The following is an 18,645-nucleotide window of genomic DNA, read 5'->3' as shown; positions in this document are numbered from 1 at the left end:
TTTGTCAATGCTTGTAATATAAACTCACTACAAGCGCTTGAAACGACATAGGTGAAATATATTGCTATACAGCAGGAAAAATTACAGAATAATTTTCTTTATTCAGAGAAACCCTGTTTTTGCCTTATAAATCATTTTCAAACGCCCAACATTCGGGTAATGTTATAGGTGCATCCTATACAAAAAGGTGGTGATGATTTGCCTGACATATTTAAGACAGTAAACCTCCCGTCATCTGATGATATTTACCTGTTCCATGAGGGCACGAATTATCGCAGCTATACGATGCTGGGCGCGCACATTGCCGCTGAAGAAGGAATGACGGGCGTACGCTTTACCGTGTGGGCTCCTCATGCGACATATGTAGGACTGGCTGGTAATCATAACGGCTGGGATGGAACGCAGGACGTGGACTCGTTATATAAGATACCCGATTCAGGATTTTGGAGTCGTTTTTTTCCGGGCATAGAGCCGGGAACTTTTTACAAATACAGGATTGTATCGGCTGACGGTGCAAGCTTTTTGAAGGCAGATCCTTACGCGTTTAAGGCAGAGGTGCGGCCGGCCACGGCTTCGGTTGTTGCGGATATCAGCGGCTATAGCTGGGGCGACAATCAGTGGAAGCGGAAGAACAAAGCACCATACAACGGGCCGATGAACATTTATGAGATGCATTTCGGCACCTGGAAGCAGAAGGAAGACGGTGAATTCTATACCTACCGTGAGATGAGCGATCTGCTGATCCCCTATCTGGTGGAGATGAATTATACCCATGTGGAATTTATGCCGCTCGCCGAACATCCTTATGATTTATCATGGGGGTACCAGGGAACGGGATATTTCGCTGCAACCAGCCGTTATGGAGAGCCACAGGAGCTGATGTACCTGATTGATCATCTTCACCAGGCCGGCATCGGTGTTATTCTGGACTGGGTTCCGGCGCATTTTGCCAAAGATGCACATGGCCTCAGAATGTTTGACGGAACTCCGCTGTATGAATATGCCGATCCTATGCTGGCCGAGAAGCCGGGCTGGGGGACCCTTTCCTTTGATTTCAGCAAGCCGGAGATTGTCTCTTTCCTGATCTCAAATGCACTGTTCTGGTTCGATGTTTATCATATTGACGGAATGCGTGTAGATGCGGTGACAAGCATGCTCCGTCTCGATTTTGAGAAGCAGGAACACCAATACCGGCGCAACCGGAACGGGGGACTGGAAAATCTGGAGGCGATCAGTTTCATTCAGCAGCTGAACAAGACCATTTTTCATTATTATCCAAAAGCGCTGATGATGGCTGAAGAGTCCAGCGCCTGGCCGGGCGTTACTGCGCCTGCACATGAAGGCGGCCTGGGATTTAATTACAAATGGAATATGGGCTGGATGAATGACACACTGGGTTACATAGAACATGATTTCGGGGCCCGGCCCTATCATCATAATTTGTTGACCTTTCCCATCTGCTACGCCTATTCCGAGAACTATGCTCTGCCGCTGTCTCATGATGAAGTCGTACACGGCAAGAAATCACTGTTAGACAAGATGCCCGGATCCTACGAGCAAAAGTTTGCCGGACTGCGCGTGCTGCTGGGTTATCACATCTCCCATCCCGGCAAGAAACTGCTGTTTATGGGTGGTGAGTTTGGACAGTTTATCGAGTGGAAGGATCAGGAGCAGCTCGACTGGCTGCTGCTGGATTACGAAAGCCACCGCCGGATGCTTGCTTTTACCGCTGCACTTAACAAACTCTACGTGACAGAGAAGGCACTGTGGGAGCTGGATCATGATATGGAGGGCTATCAGTGGATTGATGCAGACGATAATGGCCAAAGCGTGGTTTCCTATATCCGCAGAGGCAAGAAGCCTGTAGACACCCTGCTGATCATTATTAATTTTCAGCCGGTGGAACGGCGTGATTACCGGATCGGCGTCCCGCGGCCGGGTACGTATGAAGAACTATTCAGCTCGGAGAATATCGAGTTTGGGGGTTCCGGGATTCACAATGAACCGATGAAGAGCAGCAAGAAAGAATGGCATAACCAGCTGAACAGCCTGGAGCTGACACTTCCGCCGCTTAGTTTTCTGGTACTGAAAAAGGCGGGACGCAAGTCCAAAGCAGGTTTGGTATAGAGAATTCGTACAACTAAGGGGGAAATTGGAATGAAAGTTTTATTTGCCGCCGCCGAAGCCCATCCGTTTATCAAAACGGGAGGTCTGGCCGATGTCATTGGAGCTTTACCCAAGGCGCTGAAGGGTGCAGGGGTGGATGTACGGGTGATTTTGCCTAAATATAAAGGGATTCCCGAGCAATTCCGCTCGCAGATGGAGCCTGTGGCTGTACTCGATGTGCCTGTCGGCTGGCGCAATCAATATTGCGGCATTGAACAAATCGTCTATGAAGGCATTCCTGTTTATTTCGTGGATAATGAATATTATTTTGGCCGGGACGGCATCTACGGATATATGGATGATGGTGAACGGTTTGCCTTCTTTAACCGCGCGGTGCTGGAGTGTCTGCCGAGTATTAATTTCCAGCCTGATGTGCTGCACTGCCATGACTGGCATGCTGCCGTTGTTCCGCTGCTGCTAAAGGCGCACTACCGCCATATTCCTTTCTACAGCAACATGCGCACGGTATTCACCATTCACAATCTGCTGTATCAGGGCGTTTTCCCGTATTCGGTGCTGGGTGAGCTGCTCGGTCTGGACAGCAGTTATTTTACCAGCGTAGAGTATTACGGCAACGTGAATTACATGAAGGGCGGAATCGTCCACAGCGATCATGTCACTACGGTCAGCCCGACGTATGCGGATGAGATCCGTACAGCATATTACGGCTACGGGTTGGATGGGCTTCTGAATTCTCGCGCCGACAGCCTGAGCGGAATCGTAAACGGCATTGATACCAAGAGCTATAATCCGAATACGGACAGCAAAATCTTCACGAAATATCGCTCAAATCTGGCTAAAAAAGCCGAGAACAAGCTGGGTCTGCAGCAGGAACTGGGTCTGCCGGTGGCACCCTACATCCCGATGGTTGCGATGGTTACACGGCTGGTCGATTCCAAAGGCCTGGATCTGCTGACACGGGTACTCGATGAGCTGCTGTATTATGACGATATCCAATTCGTCCTGCTCGGTACAGGTGACGAATCCTATGAGCGCTGGTTCCGTGAGGCGGCATGGCGTTATCCGACCAAGCTTTCTTCCCAGATTTTGTTCAATGACGCGTTATCCCGTAAAATCTACGCGGCAAGCGACATTTTCCTGATGCCATCCAAGTTTGAGCCTTGCGGCATCAGCCAGCTGCTGGCCCTGCGGTATGGAAGTATTCCGGTCGTGCGCGAAACCGGCGGGCTCAACGACACGGTTCATGCCTATAACGAGGAGACTGGCGAGGGCAACGGCTTCACCTTTAAGGATTACAATGCCCACGATATGATGTTTACCCTGCGCCGGGCGGTATCCTACTACCACAAACCGGAGCACTGGAAAAAGGTTACGAAAAACGCCTTCGCCGGTGACTACAGCTGGAGTGTTTCCGCACAGCAGTACATCGACATCTATGATAGCATCACGGAATAGCTTATAATAAAAAAACGTTCACACCTCAAAAGCAGAAGAACACACCGCCAGGATCAAATCTTAGCAGTGTGTTCTTTTTTGCAAATCAGCAGAATCAAAAGAAAGGACAGTACCCGCATGGAAAATGTATCACAAGCTGATCAATTGGAATCCATTAAATCCTTAGAATCGACAATCCGTAAACTGGAAAATGCTTTGTCCCAGATGACTCAAAATGGCGCCAATACAACCCTTGTAAAGAAGCGGCTTAAAGCTGTTTCCATCGGTTTAGCCATGCTTGAACACGTCTGGAATCAAGAGCCACTTAATTACATACAGGAAGATTTAGCAGAAGCCCGTCAGGTGATTATAGGGTTATTTCCATCCATTCAAAACAGTTATGCAAAGTCAAAGACGGGTAGTCCGCAAAGAACACTGCTGGAGCGAAGAATAAAAGCTTTGAAACTAGCTGTCCAGGCGATTGATGATCTTACAACCTAACCTATCAGGATGGCTGGGTGTATCCTGGCGTAACCCATAAAAAAGAGGTCGGCCATTTCGCTGGCCGGCCTCTTTTTATTTTATTGCGCGGTCAGGATTTGTGGACCTTCAGCAGTGATGGCGATTGTATGCTCATATTGGGCGGCGAGCTTGTGGTCCAGTGTACGGGCGGTCCAGCCGTCCTGATCGATTGACATGTAGTAGGTGCCTTCGGTGATCATGGGCTCGATCGTGAACACCATGCCTTCCTTGATGCGGAGGCCATTGCCGGGCTTGCCGACATGCATATACGTAGGCGCCTCGTGCAGGTCCCGGCCGATGCCATGGGCGAGAAGGTCACGCACAACGCCGAAGCCGTTCGATTCGGCATGCCGCTGGATTGTGCTCGTCACGTCACCGAGCCGATTGCCGGGCCGGGCCTGTTCGATGCTGAGGTCAAGGCATTCCTTGGTGACGCGCATCAGCTTCTCAGCGGCCGGAGAGATCTTGCCAACCGCATAGCTCCAGGCTGAATCGCCGAGCCAGCCGTCGAGCTCTGCGACCGTGTCGATCGTCACAATATCGCCTTCCTCAAGGGGCCTATCTGTAGGGAAGCCATGAGCGATCACGTCGTTGACTGAGGCACAGGTCGCATATGGATAGCCCTTGTAGCCCTTCGTGTATGGCTTGGCGCCGTGCTTCAAAATAATGTCCTCGAATATGCGCTCTATCTCGTTCGTCGTAATACCCGGTTTGATGAGCGGGGCGATCGTACGATGGCATTCGGCCACCACCTGGCATGCTTTGCGGATGCCTTCGATTTCATGTTTGCTTTTTAAGATGACCATGTTTGTTATCATTACTCCTTCGTAATAGCTTGCATCGCAAGCTGGGCAATTCGGTCGACGTCCAGCTCGGAAGTGCCTGCATAGTAGTGCACACTGCAACAGCCAACCAGCACGGCAAGCATATAATCGATACTGTCGTCTTCGCTCTGCGCGATCGATTTGAGCGGAAGGTACAGCCGTTCCAGGAATCGTCTCCGGGCGGGATGCTGATCCTTCTCAGGCAAGCCTGAATAATGTTCCGTCGCCATTTTGTAGACGAGATATGCGCGGGCATCCGACTGCCACAGCCGGAGCAGCATCTTGCAATACGTCAATAGCTGCCTGTTATCCGAGGTGCTGCGGCTGAGGTTAGACCATTCTGCCAGGGCCTGCTCGCATCTTTCAAAGCCGCTGGCCAACACCTCTTCTATTAGTAAATGCCGGTTCGGGTAATAATGGTATACCGTGCCGTAACCGAGCTCGGCCTCGCGGGCGACGTCCCGAATATCAAAGCTGCCGCCGGTGCGGAAGTAGGCACGCGCGGCGAAGTCCAGGATCTGTTCTCGGCGCTGCAACCGTATGAGCTCATTTTGTTCTTTAGTACGGGGGCACATAGGCGCGTGGACCTCCTTTTATAGACCTGCAAATTTGTCAATATAAAGAGTGTAATGCATGAAGAGGACAAATGCAATTATTATGTACGGCCGTTCGAGAGATCTAGTATGAGTCTGAATAACAAGGCACAAGCCCATAAAAATAAAGTTATGGATTGCATGCTCTCGTTAAGCTAACGGGCAGTAGAGTTTAATTAAAGATGTTATTTATTGTCGGTGCTTATTAATGTTCTGTTAGAATGTCATTAGATTTTTTAATGCGGCATAAAGGAGGAATTAAGTTGAGGATCGCCTTTGCAACGGAGTCAGACTATGAATACATACGAAACCATGACCATCATATTTCTGAGAGCTTAATACTGCCAAAAATAAAGGGAAATGAAATATACATTCTGCGAAATCAGGATGATAGTAATATCGGATGGATGAGGTATGGGTACTTTTGGGACAACACCCCATTCATGAACATGATTTGGGTCGATGAACAATATCGAGATAAGGGGGCAGGCAAGCAAGTTGTCCTCTTCTGGGAAGAACAAATGAAACAAAAGGGCTACAATCTGATTATGACATCCACTCAGGCTGATGAAGGAGCCCAACATTTTTATAGAAAATTAGGCTACAAAGATGCAGGATGCTTAATACTTGATACACAACCATTGGAAATACTTCTTACCAAAAACTTGAACTAACGGGCAGTATTAATCCATATGAGTTAAAATAATGAGGGGCAACGTGAGCCAGACAAAACCAAAGACAGTCTAGAACTGTATTCAGTTCAAGGCTGCCTTTGGTTTTTTTTTGTATTGAAGGTAACAGTTTTAAATCGAAGGCTGCTCCAGATTACGGTACAGAATCCGGTAGCCATACGGATCAAGCGAGATATTCATCATTCCATCTACGGGAGCTACCGGGTCACCGGTCAGCGCATCAAGCCAGTCGTCGGTCTCCATCGGGTGGCTGAGTGTGCGGGGGACGGGGGAATTGTTCATCCAGACCGTGAAATGGATAATTTCATCCGCCCGCTCATAGACGATGCACGGATCATTCTCGCAGGCCAGGAGGATGCGGAAGCGGCCTTCGCGCAGCGCCTTGTTTTCCTTACGCAGGGCGATCATCATGCGGTAGAAATCATACAGCTCCCGGTCCTGCTTCTCCTCATCCCATTCCATACATTTGCGGCAGTCGGGGTCCTCATTGCCCGTGAGCCCGATCTCATCGCCATAATAAATGCAGGGTGTCCCCATAAAGGTGAACAGGAAGACGACGGCGAGCTTCAGCCTGCGTTTATCCTCCCCGACAACCGTCAGAAGACGCGGGGTGTCATGACTGCCCAGCAGATTAAAGACAACCTCGTTTGTCTGCTGCGGATAGCGCATCAGTAAGCTGCCGATCCGGTGTCCGAAGGTAATCCCGTCCATGCCCCCGTTGAAGAATTCCAGCACCGTGCCGGAGAATGGATAGTTCATGACCGAATCGAACTGGTCACCGAGCAGCCAGGTCAGGGAATCACTCCACACCTCGCCGACGATATAAGCGTCCGGGTTCGCGGCCTTGACAACCTTGCGGAAGTCGCGCCAGAAATGGTGATCGACCTCATTAGCGACATCCAGCCGCCAGCCGTCGACCTTGATCTCCTTGATCCAATATTCGGCCACCTCAAGCAGATAGGTTTTGACCTCATGGTTGGCGGTGTTGAACTTCGGCATATTGCCAAAAAAGCCGAAAGTGTCATAGGTAGGAATACCGTCGACAACCTCAGCAGGAAAGGAGTTTATATGGAACCAGTCTTTGTAAACAGAATATTCGCCCTTCTCCAGCACGTCCTGAAATGGAGGGAACTTGTCACTGCAGTGGTTGAATACGGCGTCGAGCATCACCCGGATACCCCGTCTGTGGCATTCCTCAACGACGCGCTTCAGGAGCTCATTATCCCCGAAGTGGGGGTCCACTTTTTTATAGTCCACAATGTCATATTTATGGTTGGAAGGGGAGACGAACAGCGGTGTGAAATAAACGGCGTTGATGCCAAGCTCCTGCAGATCATCTAGATGATGCAGTACACCCTGCAGATCTCCGCCAAAAAAATTATCCAGCTTCGGCGTTCCGCCCCAAGCCTCGGTTCCTTCCGGATCATTCCCGGGATCGCCGTTGGCGAAGCGCTCGGTCATAATCTGATAAAACACCGCATCCTTGGCCCACTTGGGCACCTGAAACAGGTCGATTTGGTGTATGTAGGGAAACTCGTAGAAGTGATTTGGCGGCTGAGGACACTCCGTGCGGATGCCATTGTCAAGGAGATATACATCCTCCGGGCCTTTGCTGACACGGAAAGTGTAGCTGAGACGTTTATATTTAGGCCGGACCGCGCATTCCCAGTAGTCAAACTTATCGTCGGATGCGGCCTTTTCCATCATAATTTCATAAAAGGTATGTTCCCAGTCATACTTGTCTCCGGTGAGGGCTGTAACACAGTCCACATCGTCCCTTTTGGTGCGTACACGCAGATGTATAGTTTTTGTATCGTAGGCGTAAGCCCACTTGTCACGGGGTACATGGTACATAGCTTCCAAAAGCATGAGAGCACCTCCTAAAAGTTTTGTGAGCTAATCCTCCTGAGACACATCGTACAAAACTCGCCTCGAAAGCATACACCTAGTTTTGTGAGCTAATCCTCCTGAGACACATCGTACAAAACTCGCTTCGAAAGCATATACCTAAGTTTTGTGAGCTAATCCTCCTGAGAGGTCGTATAAAATGGCTTGGTGAGCATATATCTATGCTTTGTGAGTAAATTCACCTGAGCCACACCGTAATAAAATGTTTCGTAAGCATTAGGTAATTAATACCACACGGATGGAGCCCGTGAACCAGTCCAGGTGATCCGGGTTATTTCGGAAGCAACTGGAGATGATACCTAGTATATACCTCTTGCCTTAACATGTGCAAAACAGGGCGGGCTTTAGCTGCTGAAATCACTATGCCTTAACCTTCAAATGAACGAGTCTTGTCACAAAAATGTCTTTGCATATTCATGCGCAGTGATTTATAATAAATCGGTCAATGGGACAACTTAGAGAATTTAAGAGAGAATAGGGGAGATATAAAGATGAACAAATGGGGTAAACTTTCTTTAGGAATGCTGCTTGCGGTAGGACTGATGACCGGCTGTGGCAACAACAATGATAATGCTGCATCAACGGACACTAATGCCGGCAATACCGGTACAGCCGCCAAAACGCTGACACTGGGTACAAGTGCAGATTTCCCGCCATATGAATTCCATAAAGTGATTGACGGCAAAGACACTATCGTAGGCTTCGACATCGACATTGCCAAGGATATCGCTGCAGATATGGGCGCTGAGCTGGTCATCAAGGATCTGCCTTTCGATTCCCTTTTAAATGAGCTGTCCAGCGGCAGAGTGGATATGGTGATCTCCGGCCTGAGCCCGACTGAAGAACGCAAAAAAGCAGTCGACCTGTCCGACATCTACTATAAAGCGGAGCAAGCAGTAGTCGTACGTGAAGCTGACAAAGATAAATTTGCTACCATGGATTCCCTGAAGGGTGCCAAGATCGGTGTTCAGACCGGTTCGATCCAGGAAGATATTGCCAAAGGCATTGAAGGCGCACAGCTGACTTCGCTCGGCAAAATTTCCGAAATCGTGCTGCAGCTGAATTCTAACCGTGTGGATGCATCCATTATGGAAGGACCGGTTGCCAAATCCTTCGTGAAGAATGTTAAAGGCCTTGTCATTACGGATGCTAAACCTGAAGTGGAAGATGACGGTTATGTAATCGGCGTGAAGAAGGGCAACACAGAACTGCTTAACCAAGTAAATACTACCTTGACCCGCCTGAACTCCGAAGGCAAGATCGAAGAGTATGTAGCGGCGGCAAGCGAGCTTGCCGAGAGCGAATAAGCTTTTTACCTGACACAACCTGTGATGCAGAGTTTTTCTGCGGCCGCACTTGCTGCAGAGTAATGCTCTTTAAGTAGAAAATAGCGATAATTCGCTGTTTTCTATTTTTTTGAAAATTGAAGAACAGGAGGTTTTGCCAAGAGATGAATATTTTTGATATGGCTTATGAATACCGCAATTTTTTCTTCTCCGGTTTAAAGTATACATTGCTGCTGGCGGTAATGGGCGTGTTCTTCGGCTTTGTGCTGGGGATTATTGTCTCGCTGCTGCGTATGTCCAAATGGAGAGTTCTACGTTTTATCGCATCCGCCTGGGTTGAATTTTTGCGCGGGACACCAATGCTGGTGCAGCTGTTCCTGATCCACTACGGCTTGCCGGAATTCGGCCTGGAGTTCTCTCCGATTCAATCGGGGGCGATTACCCTGACCATTAACAGCTCGGCTTATCTGGCGGAAATCTTCCGCGCGGGTATTCAGGGGGTAGACCGCGGTCAGGTAGAGGCGGCCCGGTCGCTCGGAATGAAGCAAGGGATGACCATGCGGTATATCGTGCTTCCGCAGGCGCTCAAAAATGTGCTGCCGGCTATCGGTAACGAGTTTATTACAATCATTAAAGAGTCCTCCATCGTCTCGATGATCGGGGTAGCGGATCTGCTCTTTGAAGCAAGAACCATTACGACCATTACCTATGAGGGATTAACTCCGCTGGTTGTCATCGCCGTAATGTATTTTATACTGACCTTTACACTATCCAAGCTACTCGGCATATTAGAAAGGAGGCTGAATACGGATGATCGCCGTTAACAACCTGCAAAAGCATTTTGGCAAGCTGGAGATCCTCAAAGGAATCGATCTGGAGATCAAAAAAGGCGAGGTTGTAGTCGTCATAGGACCCAGCGGTTCGGGTAAAAGCACCTTCTTGCGCTGTCTGAACCTGCTGGAGCAGCCTACAGGCGGCGAGATTACCTTTGAAGGCCAGTCCATTACGGATAAGAAACATGATATCAATCAGACCCGTGAAAAAATGGGCATGGTCTTCCAGCAGTTCAACCTGTTCCCGCACATGTCCGTCCTGCAGAATATTATGCTGGCTCCGCTGAAAGTGAAAAAGCAGCAGACGTCTGAAGCGGAGAAAATTGCCATAGAGCTCCTACGTACCGTAGGTCTTGAAGATAAGCGCGATGCTTACCCTGCACAGCTGTCCGGGGGACAGAAGCAGCGGATCGCGATTGCCCGGGCGCTGGCGATGCAGCCGCATGTGATGCTGTTCGATGAGCCAACCTCTGCACTGGACCCGGAAATGGTCGGCGAGGTGCTCGAGGTAATGAAGAAACTGGCTGAGCAGGGCATGACGATGGTCATTGTAACTCATGAAATGGGCTTTGCCCGTGAGGTCGGCGACCGCATCCTGTTTATGGACGGCGGATACATTGTCGAGCAGGGTACACCGGCAGAAGTATTCGGCAATCCGAAGCATGCCCGGACCCAGGATTTCTTGAGCAAAGTGCTATAAAAATGCAAAAACGGCCCCGGAATACACTCCGGAAGCCGTTTTTTTCTTTTGGCTGGGGCAATAATGGGTGATATAGTATATAAAATGGCCAATCAACTTGAAAAGGAGTACATACAGATGAGAGATGATCTTTGCCGGATTGGCATAATCGATATTGGCTCCAACTCTATACGGCTTGTAATCTATGATACGACACCAGAAGGCGGCTACAAAATTATCAAGGAGTGCAAATACTCTGCTCGTCTGAGTGAGAAGATTACAAAAGAGGGCAGGCTGGAGCAGAAGGACATGGATACGATCATTCCGGTCCTGAGCCAGTTCAAGGAAATCTGCAGCGCTTTTGGCGTAGAGAAAATCCGCGCCGGAGCCACAGCTGCGATCCGCAACGCAGCCAACTCCTCCGAGATTATAGAATATTTGTCGGCCGAATCCTCAATTACCATAGAAGTCATCAGCGGTTATCAGGAGGCTTACTTCGGATTTCTGGGTGTGATCAACGCTTCGGACGTTCAGGACGGGTTCGTCATCGACATCGGCGGGGGAAGCACGGAGGTTACCCTGTTCCGCGGGCGCCGCTATCAGCAGAGTATTTCCTTTCCGTTCGGCGCGGTCAATACGAATCTGATGTTCAGCCATAGCGGCAACTGGAACGCAGAGCAGGTGAAGAAGCTTCAGGCTTATGTAACCGGCAGGCTGGTTGAGCATGACTGGCTGGGCACCGGTGCAGGCCTCCCCTTGTACGGCCTTGGCGGGACGCTCCGTTCACTCGGCAAGCTCGATCAGAAGAACCGGGATTATTCATTGCCGAATTCGCATGGTTATATCTTATCCGGTGAGACCATCGCCCGGTTTATGGAGACGCTCCCGGCCATGCCTTATGAGAAGCGCAAAGAGCTGGACGGGCTCTCCAAAAGCCGTGCGGATATTATCATCTCCGGGCTGATTATTTTCCATACCGTATATCAATATATCGGAGCAAAAGAGGCGCTGATCAGCGGGGAGGGGCTACGCGAAGGCATGCTGCATGATCTCCTGAGACCTGAACAGCCTGTGCGTGACAGTGCGCTGGAATTCAGTCTGGACACGATTATCCGCTTTGACATTCACACCTCCAAGCAGCATTTAGACCATATCTATAAGCTTGCACTCCGCTTGTTTCATGCTTTTGAAGGGGGAGGGGACAGGAACGAGCAGGAAATGCTGATCTATGTCTCTGTGATGCTGCACCGTACAGGCTCCAATATCAACTATTATCAGTCCAAGCGGCATACCCGCTATTGGCTGATGAACTCGCCGATCCGCGGACTGACCCACCGGCAGCTGATTCTGAGTGCCTTGATCGCATCCTACAGCACAAAAAGCCGGAAGCAGAAATTGTCCCAGACACATAAGGACATTTTGCTGGCTTCCGACGAAGAGCTGATCCATAAGCTTGGTACACTTGTGCAGCTGAGCATCGCGCTGGACAGTACCGAAATCGGCATCATCCGCGACCTCACAGTTCAGCTGCACGGCAACACGCTTGATTTAGAGCTGCATGGCACCTCGACAGTCCTTATAGGGCTCGAGGACATAGAGAACGCTCTGAAGGCGTTCAGGAATGCTTGGGCGGTGAAGGTAAAACTCGGCTACCTTTCCAACGGCTAACATCCATAGCGGCGAACTGGCTCCGGAAAGGGGCCTTTTTGTCGTCCGGGCGTTCATAATATCCGTTCGGCTGCAGGAAGCTGGCTTTTACATTGTCTTTAAGCGTCAGTTCGAGAATCTTCACAATCTGCCCCCGGATCCCGGTATCCTTCACGGGACACATCAGTTCAATCCGCCGGGTCAGGTTGCGGGTCATCCAGTCTGCACTGGACAGGTAAACCTCCGGCTTGCCGCCATTCTCAAAGTAATAGATCCGGGAATGCTCCAGGAACCGGTCGACGATGCTCCGGACTTTGATCCGCTCACTGAGGCCCTCAATCCCCGGCCGCAGGCAGCAGACGCCGCGTACGATCAGATCGATGGACACACCGGCCTGGGCTGCGCTATACAGGCTGTCAATGACCTCCTGATTGGACAGGGAGTTCATCTTGGCGATAATCCGCGCCGGTCTGCCGGCTGCGGCATGCTCAGCTTCGCGCAGAATCAGCTTTTGCAGCGACAGGCTCATATTGGTTGGCGCAACGATGAAGGCATTCCAGTCAAAGTTGGCGGAATAACCGGTCATCTGGTTGAACAGCTCGGAAGCATCCAGCCCGATCTCATTGTTCGCAGTGAACAGGCTGAGATCAGTATAAGCCTTGGCTGTACTGTCGTTGTAGTTTCCGGTTCCTACATGTACGTAACGGCGCAGCTCGTTGCCTTCCTGACGGACAATCAGGGTGACTTTGGCATGGGTTTTGAGGCCGACCAGACCATAAACAACGTGGCAGCCGGATTGCTCGAGCTTGCGTGCCCAGGCGATGTTCCGTTCTTCATCAAACCGGGCTTTCAGCTCGACAACAACAGTGACCTGCTTGCCGGATTCAGCGGCATGGGCCAGGGCAGCGATCAGCGGCGAGTTGCCGCTTACCCGGTAGAGAGTCATTTTGATGGCCATGACATGCTCATCCTCGGAGGCTTGGGTGATGAAGTCGGTCATCGCATCAAAGGATTCGTACGGATGGTAGACAAGCACATCGCGTTCGCGGAGTACCTCGAAGAAGTCCTCATTCTCATCGAATTCCGCCGGATACTGCGGTTCAATCGGAGCATCGAACAAATAATTGAACCCTTTTAAGCTGTTTGCGAATCCGCGCAGGAAGCCGAGATCAAGCGGCCCCTCAATTTCAAAGACGAAATCCTCCAGCTCGAATTCGGCCTGCAGCTGCTCCAGTGCATAGGGATGAATCCCCTTTTGCACTTCAAGCCGGGCAGGGACGCCGCGGCGGCGTTTACGCAGCTCTTTTTCGATTTCCTCCAGCAGATCTTCTGCGCCTTCCTCATCTATAGTCAGGTCGGAATTCCGGGTTAAGCGGAACTCACTGACAGCAACCGGGTCGTAACCGCTGAACAGGGTCTGGATATGATGGCGGATTACATCCTCGATAAAGACGAACTGCCGCTTTTTGCTGTTAGAGCGGTGGGGCAGCGGAATGCATCTTGGCAGATTAGATGGGATTTGCAGGATCGCGAAATAAGGTTCCTCCTCCTGGCTGTTTTTACGGGTAAGCACAACTGCCAGATAGATGAACTGGCTGTGCACCAGCGGAAAAGGACGGCTCTGGTCAACGGCCATCGGCGTCAGAACCGGAAAAATAATATCACGGTAATACTCTTCAATGGACTGCTCCTGGGCATGGGTCAGGTCTTCATAATTGACGAAAACGATACCTTCTTTATGCAAATGCCTGGAGAGGTCGCGGAAGGTGCGGTATTGGTCGGCGATGATCCTGGTAACCCGTTTGACCAGACGTTTGTACAGTCCGGAAGGAGTAAAGCCGGTAAAATCCTTTTTGGTATAGCCCGCTCTGATCTGATCCTGGATTCCGGCGACGCGGACACTGATGAATTCATCAAGATTGCTGGACACGATCGCCAGAAACTTAGCCCGTTCCATCAGCGGATTATCCGGGTCTTGAGCCTCTGCCAGCACGCGGCGGTTAAATTCGATCCAGCTCAGATCCCGGTTAAGATAAGCGGTAGCAGGGCTGGTGTGGTTGTTTTTTTTCTCATCTGTATTCACGTTCGTAGACCCTCCAAGTGTGCCTCAATGTCTAATTTAACGGATAACATCCCAGAAGGACGGCAAAACCGTTTCTTCTTGTCATTCTATCATTCTACTATTTGCCAAAGCGAGAAATGTTAAATCTGTGTAAAATTTTCGCTTAATTGAGCCTTATAATCTTAATATTTTATGAAATGTATGGTTTTTATAAACGTTATGTAATCTTTGGATCCTTTAAAAAAGCGGACATCAGCGCATAAATAACAGATTGGTAACATTTTCTTAGGCATAGGTTACAAAATTGTGATATATTCATACCTGTGTTAATAAATCTATGCACTTTAGATGCCAGCATGAAGAAGGCTATGAAGGAGGCACATATGAAAATCAGATTCAGCGCCATAACCGCATTTGCTGCGGCCATCGGGATCAGTGCGTTGCTGCAGGCAGCACCCGCCCAGGCTGATAGCGTACATACCGCAGGAGCAGGTACAACCTATTATACTCTATCCAACTATTATGGCATAAGCATGGACAAAATTATGAACGCTAACCCGGGGGTTTCCGCCACAAATATTTATCCGGGTCTAAACCTGACCATCCCCGGCATCACTTCACCGAAATTGGTTGCCCAGGCAGCTACAGCGTCCAAGGCTTCCATTATCACAGCAGCAGGGTTGACCGTGGAAGCGGCAACAAATACAGTCCAGGCATGGGGTAAGGAATTCAGCTATGATAAAGTGCTGCAGGTCAAAGCTTCTGCTTATTCCTCTGCAGCCAGCGAGAACGGAGATTGGGGTGCCGTCGATTATTTCGGCAATCCGCTGAAGCTCGGCACGATTGCCGTTGATCCCAGCGTGATCCCGCTCGGCACCAAAGTGCTGGTAACCGGACATTCACACCCGGGTCTGCCCAAGCAGGCGTTCCTTGCCACCGCTACAGATATGGGAAGCGCAATCAAGGGCAACCGGATTGATATCTTTATCCCCGGCAGCCAGAGCTCGGTGGCGGAGTTTGGATTCCAATACGTGAATCTGTATATTATTGAATAGCCCGCTGAACAGCCTGCGGACTCAGAAACGGATACCTTCCTGAATGGGAGGGTATCCGTTTTTTTGTTATCCGCTATTTATCCTTAGGAAGCTGCAGCATTTGAGGAACTGTAACAAAAGTATACCCTCTTTTACGCATAATGGTGATCACTTCCGGAAGCGCTTGGATCGTGCCCTGCAGATTGCTTCCCCGGCCGCCTCCACCGTGCTGCAGGATAATGGCACCTTTCCCAGCATGAGCTACAATATTGTTCCGGACCTGCGCTTTGGGCAGGCTCCTCCAGTCCAGTGAATCTACATTCCAGTTCACCAGCTTGTACCCGCGGGCCTTGGCCCATTTCAGCTGAGATTCGCTGATATCTCCGTAAGGCGGCCGTATCAGCCTTGGCTTATATCCGGCCAGGGCCGAAATGATATTTTCCGTGCGGATAATCTGGGTTCGGAATTCATTCACACCTATTTTTCCGAATTCAGGATGGTTATAGGAATGGTTGCCGATGACATGCCCCTCCCGGACGATCCAGGCTACAAGCGCAGGATGTTTTTCCGCCCGGCTTCCGACAACGAAAAAGGTGGCTTTTACATGATATTTCCGGAGGACATCCAGTAATTGAGGTGTAAACCGCGGATCCGGCACATCGTCAAAGGTCAGCGCGATCATTCTGTTCCGCGGTCCTTGTGTCAGGAAAGTTTCCGGGTATTTCTTCAGCAGCTGGTTGAGTGTCAGGCTTTTATTTCGTTTATTCCGCCGTGCTGCAGCTTGAGTGGAGGCGTTTGCCGGCATAGCCTGCTGGTTGTCTTTTTCCACAGCTTGCTTCTGTTCATATCCTGATGTCTCCTGAATTGCAGGAATGCTGGCTGAAGCGGGTCCCGGGTAAGCCGCAGGGCTGAACAGAATAAAGAACAGTCCGGCAAGAATATAGAGTTTCCGGTTCTTAAACAGATGCCTCATTGCAGGTTCGCCTCCTTATTGCAGCTTCAGGCCACTATTTTCTTTCCTTGTTATCTCCAAGGCGCGGGGGATTTATGCCGGATTTCCTGTCATACAGGTAAAGATTTAACGCTGCAGAAAAGTTGTGTATACTTGATTAATCGGGAGATTAGCCCGGAAGCCCCATCGATGAAAAGTGAAGGAAGGGAACGGAAAATGTCTGATTTGTTTACTCCGTATGAATTAAAGGCGCTGGTCCTGAAAAACCGGGTAGTGATGCCGCCGATGTGCCAGTATGCGGTGGAAAACCAGGACGGCATACCGAATGACTGGCATTTCGTACATTATGTCAGCAGGGCGGTAGGCGGTGCAGGTTTTATTATTGTAGAGATGAGCGGTGTGCATCCGGATGGCCGGATCACTAATAAGGATACCGGGATTTGGAGAGATGAGCAGATCGGGGCCTACCGTAAAATAACAGACGCCGTACATTCCTACGGTGCCAAAATTGCAATTCAGCTAGGGCATGCCGGACGGAAAGCGCTCGATGCCGATCCGCCTGTAGCCCCGTCGGCCATTCCATTCGATGAACGCTCCAAGACTCCGCTGGCCCTTACCGGTGAAGGGATTGCCGAGATGGTCTCCGCATACCGGGAAGGTGCACGGAGAGCGGTGGAGGCCGGATTTGATACAGTCGAGATTCATGGTGCGCACGGATATCTGATTCATCAGTTTCATTCCCCGCTAACGAATGTACGAGAGGATGAATATGGAGCCGATCCTATATTATTCGGAGAGCAGGTAGTCCAGGCCGTCAAAGAAGTGCTGCCGCCCGAAATGCCTTTGCTCATGAGAGTCTCCGCCAAGGAGTACGTGGAAGGCGGATATAATGAAGCTTATGCGCTGGAGTTCTGCCGGCGGTATAAGGCGGCTGGTGTAGATTTATTCCATGTATCCTCAGGCGGCGAAGGCCCGATTGGCTCGAACGGGGGCCCTAATGCAGGGCCGGCCTATCAGGTAGATCTGGCAGAGTACATCCGCAGCGGTCTCCAGGTTCCGGTTATTGCCGTAGGGCGGCTTGATGACTTCGCAGAAGCACAGGCTGTGATTGCCGAGAAAAAGGCAGAGCTGGTGGCCATTGGAAGAGGGATGCTTAGCGATCCTTACTGGACACTTCATGCTCAGGAAGCCCTCGGCGGAATAGACAAAGGAAACGTGCCCGGGCCTTATGAACGCGGAATCTGGAAACGAAAATAGACACTTATTATTGTGAAGTTTGTCACAGATTTTAAACTCTTTCTAAGGCATGGTTAATAAGATAAAATTTGAAGGAGCTTGATAACGTGGCGACGGTAATAAGTAACGAGCGGCTGGTTAACGGAGTATACCACCTTCGGGTTGAAGGGGATTACGGCGGAACAATGGGTCAATTCTACATGTTGCGGGCATGGGGGGCCTATCCGCTGCTGTCCAGACCGCTCAGCATACATCAAGTGAACGATGATGGGGTCGAATTTCTATATCATGTAGTAGGAGAAGGTACTGAAATTTTTGCGGAATTGACTCCGGGGGACAAGATTCAGCTGGAAGGGCCGTTTGGGAATGGTTTTCCGGCCGTAGAGGGTAAAGTCGCCTTGGTCGGTGGCGGAATCGGCATCGCCCCGCTCTATTATTGTGCCAAAGAGCTTCAAGGCAGTGACATATATCTTGGTTTCAGCCGGGAATCCTTCCGTACGGAGGCCTTCCGTCCATTAGCCGCTGAGCTAACAGTGGACGTCGGCGGGCTGATTCTGGATCGTGTGGATTTCACCAGTTATGATCATATCTTCGTTTGTGGTCCACATCCCATGCTGAAGGCAGCGCAATTGAAGGGTATTGCTGCCGAGACTTCCGGCAAACGTCCTCATGTGTATCTCTCCCTGGAGAACCGGATGGCCTGCGGAATTGGTGCTTGCCTGGTATGCAGCGTATCCTGCCGTGACGGACAGCGCAAAGCCTGCGCAGATGGACCCGTGTTCCTTGCAGAGGAGGTGCTTTTCCATGATTAATACA

Annotated in this window: 16 protein-coding genes; 11 read left to right on the top strand and 5 right to left on the bottom strand. The window is 50.3% G+C overall.

Annotated features, from left to right (window positions below):
* The first annotated feature begins 198 nt into the window (after nt 1-198).
* From glgB to L6H70_RS04960, 3 genes are all read left to right on the top strand, one after another.
* Nucleotides 199-2,127: a 1,4-alpha-glucan branching protein GlgB gene (gene glgB, locus L6H70_RS04970; protein ID WP_279306728.1), complete on the top strand. Its 1,929-nt coding sequence runs from the start codon at nt 199-201 to the stop codon at nt 2,125-2,127.
* Between the two features lie 30 nt (nt 2,128-2,157).
* A complete protein-coding gene (gene glgA, locus L6H70_RS04965; RefSeq protein ID WP_236330378.1) occupies nt 2,158-3,582 on the top strand; it encodes a glycogen synthase GlgA in 1,425 nt (474 codons plus the stop codon).
* A 117-nt stretch (nt 3,583-3,699) separates the two neighbouring features.
* Nucleotides 3,700-4,062 (top strand): hypothetical protein, encoded by a 363-nt coding sequence (locus L6H70_RS04960; protein WP_236330376.1) that lies wholly within the window; start codon nt 3,700-3,702, stop codon nt 4,060-4,062.
* An 80-nt stretch (nt 4,063-4,142) separates the two neighbouring features.
* On the opposite strand, the gene map is transcribed toward L6H70_RS04960, so the two are convergent.
* Entirely contained in the window at nt 4,143-4,889 is a 747-nt protein-coding gene (gene map / locus L6H70_RS04955; protein WP_236330373.1) for a type I methionyl aminopeptidase, read from the bottom strand.
* Nucleotides 4,890-4,900: 11 nt separating this feature from the next.
* Nucleotides 4,901-5,482 (bottom strand): TetR/AcrR family transcriptional regulator, encoded by a 582-nt coding sequence (locus tag L6H70_RS04950; protein WP_236330370.1) that lies wholly within the window; start codon nt 5,480-5,482, stop codon nt 4,901-4,903.
* Nucleotides 5,483-5,763: 281 nt separating this feature from the next.
* Here L6H70_RS04950 and L6H70_RS04945 point away from each other — a divergent pair, with 281 nt between their 5' ends.
* Nucleotides 5,764-6,174 carry a GNAT family N-acetyltransferase gene (locus tag L6H70_RS04945; protein WP_236330368.1) on the top strand — a complete coding sequence of 137 codons (411 nt, stop codon included), beginning with the start codon at nt 5,764-5,766 and terminating at the stop codon, nt 6,172-6,174.
* 129 nt (nt 6,175-6,303) lie between these two features.
* Here the strand turns inward: L6H70_RS04945 and L6H70_RS04940 are convergent, their stop codons facing one another.
* Nucleotides 6,304-8,061 carry an alpha-glycosidase gene (locus L6H70_RS04940; protein WP_236330364.1) on the bottom strand — a complete coding sequence of 586 codons (1,758 nt, stop codon included), beginning with the start codon at nt 8,059-8,061 and terminating at the stop codon, nt 6,304-6,306.
* 530 nt (nt 8,062-8,591) lie between these two features.
* On the opposite strand from L6H70_RS04940, the gene L6H70_RS04935 reads away from it, so the two are divergent.
* From L6H70_RS04935 to L6H70_RS04920, 4 genes are all read left to right on the top strand, one after another.
* The gene (locus L6H70_RS04935) at nt 8,592-9,407 is read left to right on the top strand and encodes a transporter substrate-binding domain-containing protein (protein ID WP_236330361.1); all 816 of its coding nucleotides are present in this window, start codon (nt 8,592-8,594) and stop codon (nt 9,405-9,407) included.
* A gap of 143 nt (nt 9,408-9,550) precedes the next feature.
* Nucleotides 9,551-10,210 (top strand): amino acid ABC transporter permease, encoded by a 660-nt coding sequence (locus tag L6H70_RS04930; RefSeq protein ID WP_206100281.1) that lies wholly within the window; start codon nt 9,551-9,553, stop codon nt 10,208-10,210.
* A complete protein-coding gene (locus tag L6H70_RS04925) occupies nt 10,197-10,919 on the top strand; it encodes an amino acid ABC transporter ATP-binding protein (RefSeq protein ID WP_236330357.1) in 723 nt (240 codons plus the stop codon). Before L6H70_RS04930 ends, L6H70_RS04925 begins: the two co-directional genes overlap by 14 nt.
* Nucleotides 10,920-11,036: 117 nt before the next feature.
* Nucleotides 11,037-12,566 carry a Ppx/GppA phosphatase family protein gene (locus L6H70_RS04920; protein WP_236330355.1) on the top strand — a complete coding sequence of 510 codons (1,530 nt, stop codon included), beginning with the start codon at nt 11,037-11,039 and terminating at the stop codon, nt 12,564-12,566.
* On the opposite strand, the gene ppk1 is transcribed toward L6H70_RS04920, so the two are convergent.
* Entirely contained in the window at nt 12,514-14,628 is a 2,115-nt protein-coding gene (ppk1, locus tag L6H70_RS04915; protein ID WP_236330352.1) for a polyphosphate kinase 1, read from the bottom strand. The two genes, L6H70_RS04920 and ppk1, sit on opposite strands and share 53 nt — an antisense overlap.
* Before the next feature lie 362 nt (nt 14,629-14,990).
* Here ppk1 and L6H70_RS04910 point away from each other — a divergent pair, with 362 nt between their 5' ends.
* Nucleotides 14,991-15,662 (top strand): 3D domain-containing protein, encoded by a 672-nt coding sequence (locus L6H70_RS04910; RefSeq protein ID WP_236330350.1) that lies wholly within the window; start codon nt 14,991-14,993, stop codon nt 15,660-15,662.
* Nucleotides 15,663-15,735: 73 nt separating this feature from the next.
* Here L6H70_RS04910 and L6H70_RS04905 read toward each other — a convergent pair whose 3' ends face one another.
* On the bottom strand, nt 15,736-16,614 hold the full coding sequence (locus tag L6H70_RS04905) for a polysaccharide deacetylase family protein (protein ID WP_236330347.1): 879 nt from the start codon (nt 16,612-16,614) through the stop codon (nt 15,736-15,738).
* A 195-nt stretch (nt 16,615-16,809) separates the two neighbouring features.
* Between L6H70_RS04905 and L6H70_RS04900 the strand changes: the two genes are divergently transcribed.
* Both L6H70_RS04900 and L6H70_RS04895 read left to right on the top strand, forming a co-directional pair.
* Nucleotides 16,810-17,850, top strand: a complete 1,041-nt coding sequence (locus L6H70_RS04900; RefSeq protein WP_236330344.1) for an NADH:flavin oxidoreductase/NADH oxidase — start codon at nt 16,810-16,812, stop codon at nt 17,848-17,850.
* An 86-nt stretch (nt 17,851-17,936) separates the two neighbouring features.
* On the top strand, nt 17,937-18,641 hold the full coding sequence (locus L6H70_RS04895) for a dihydroorotate dehydrogenase electron transfer subunit (RefSeq protein ID WP_236330342.1): 705 nt from the start codon (nt 17,937-17,939) through the stop codon (nt 18,639-18,641).
* The last annotated feature ends 4 nt before the right edge of the window (nt 18,642-18,645 follow it).

The sequence above is a fragment of the Paenibacillus auburnensis genome (assembly GCF_927798115.1).
GTDB classification, from domain to species: domain Bacteria; phylum Bacillota; class Bacilli; order Paenibacillales; family Paenibacillaceae; genus Paenibacillus_AQ; species Paenibacillus_AQ auburnensis.
Note: the sequence above shows the minus strand (reverse complement) of the source record. Positions and strands in the feature narration are given on the sequence as shown.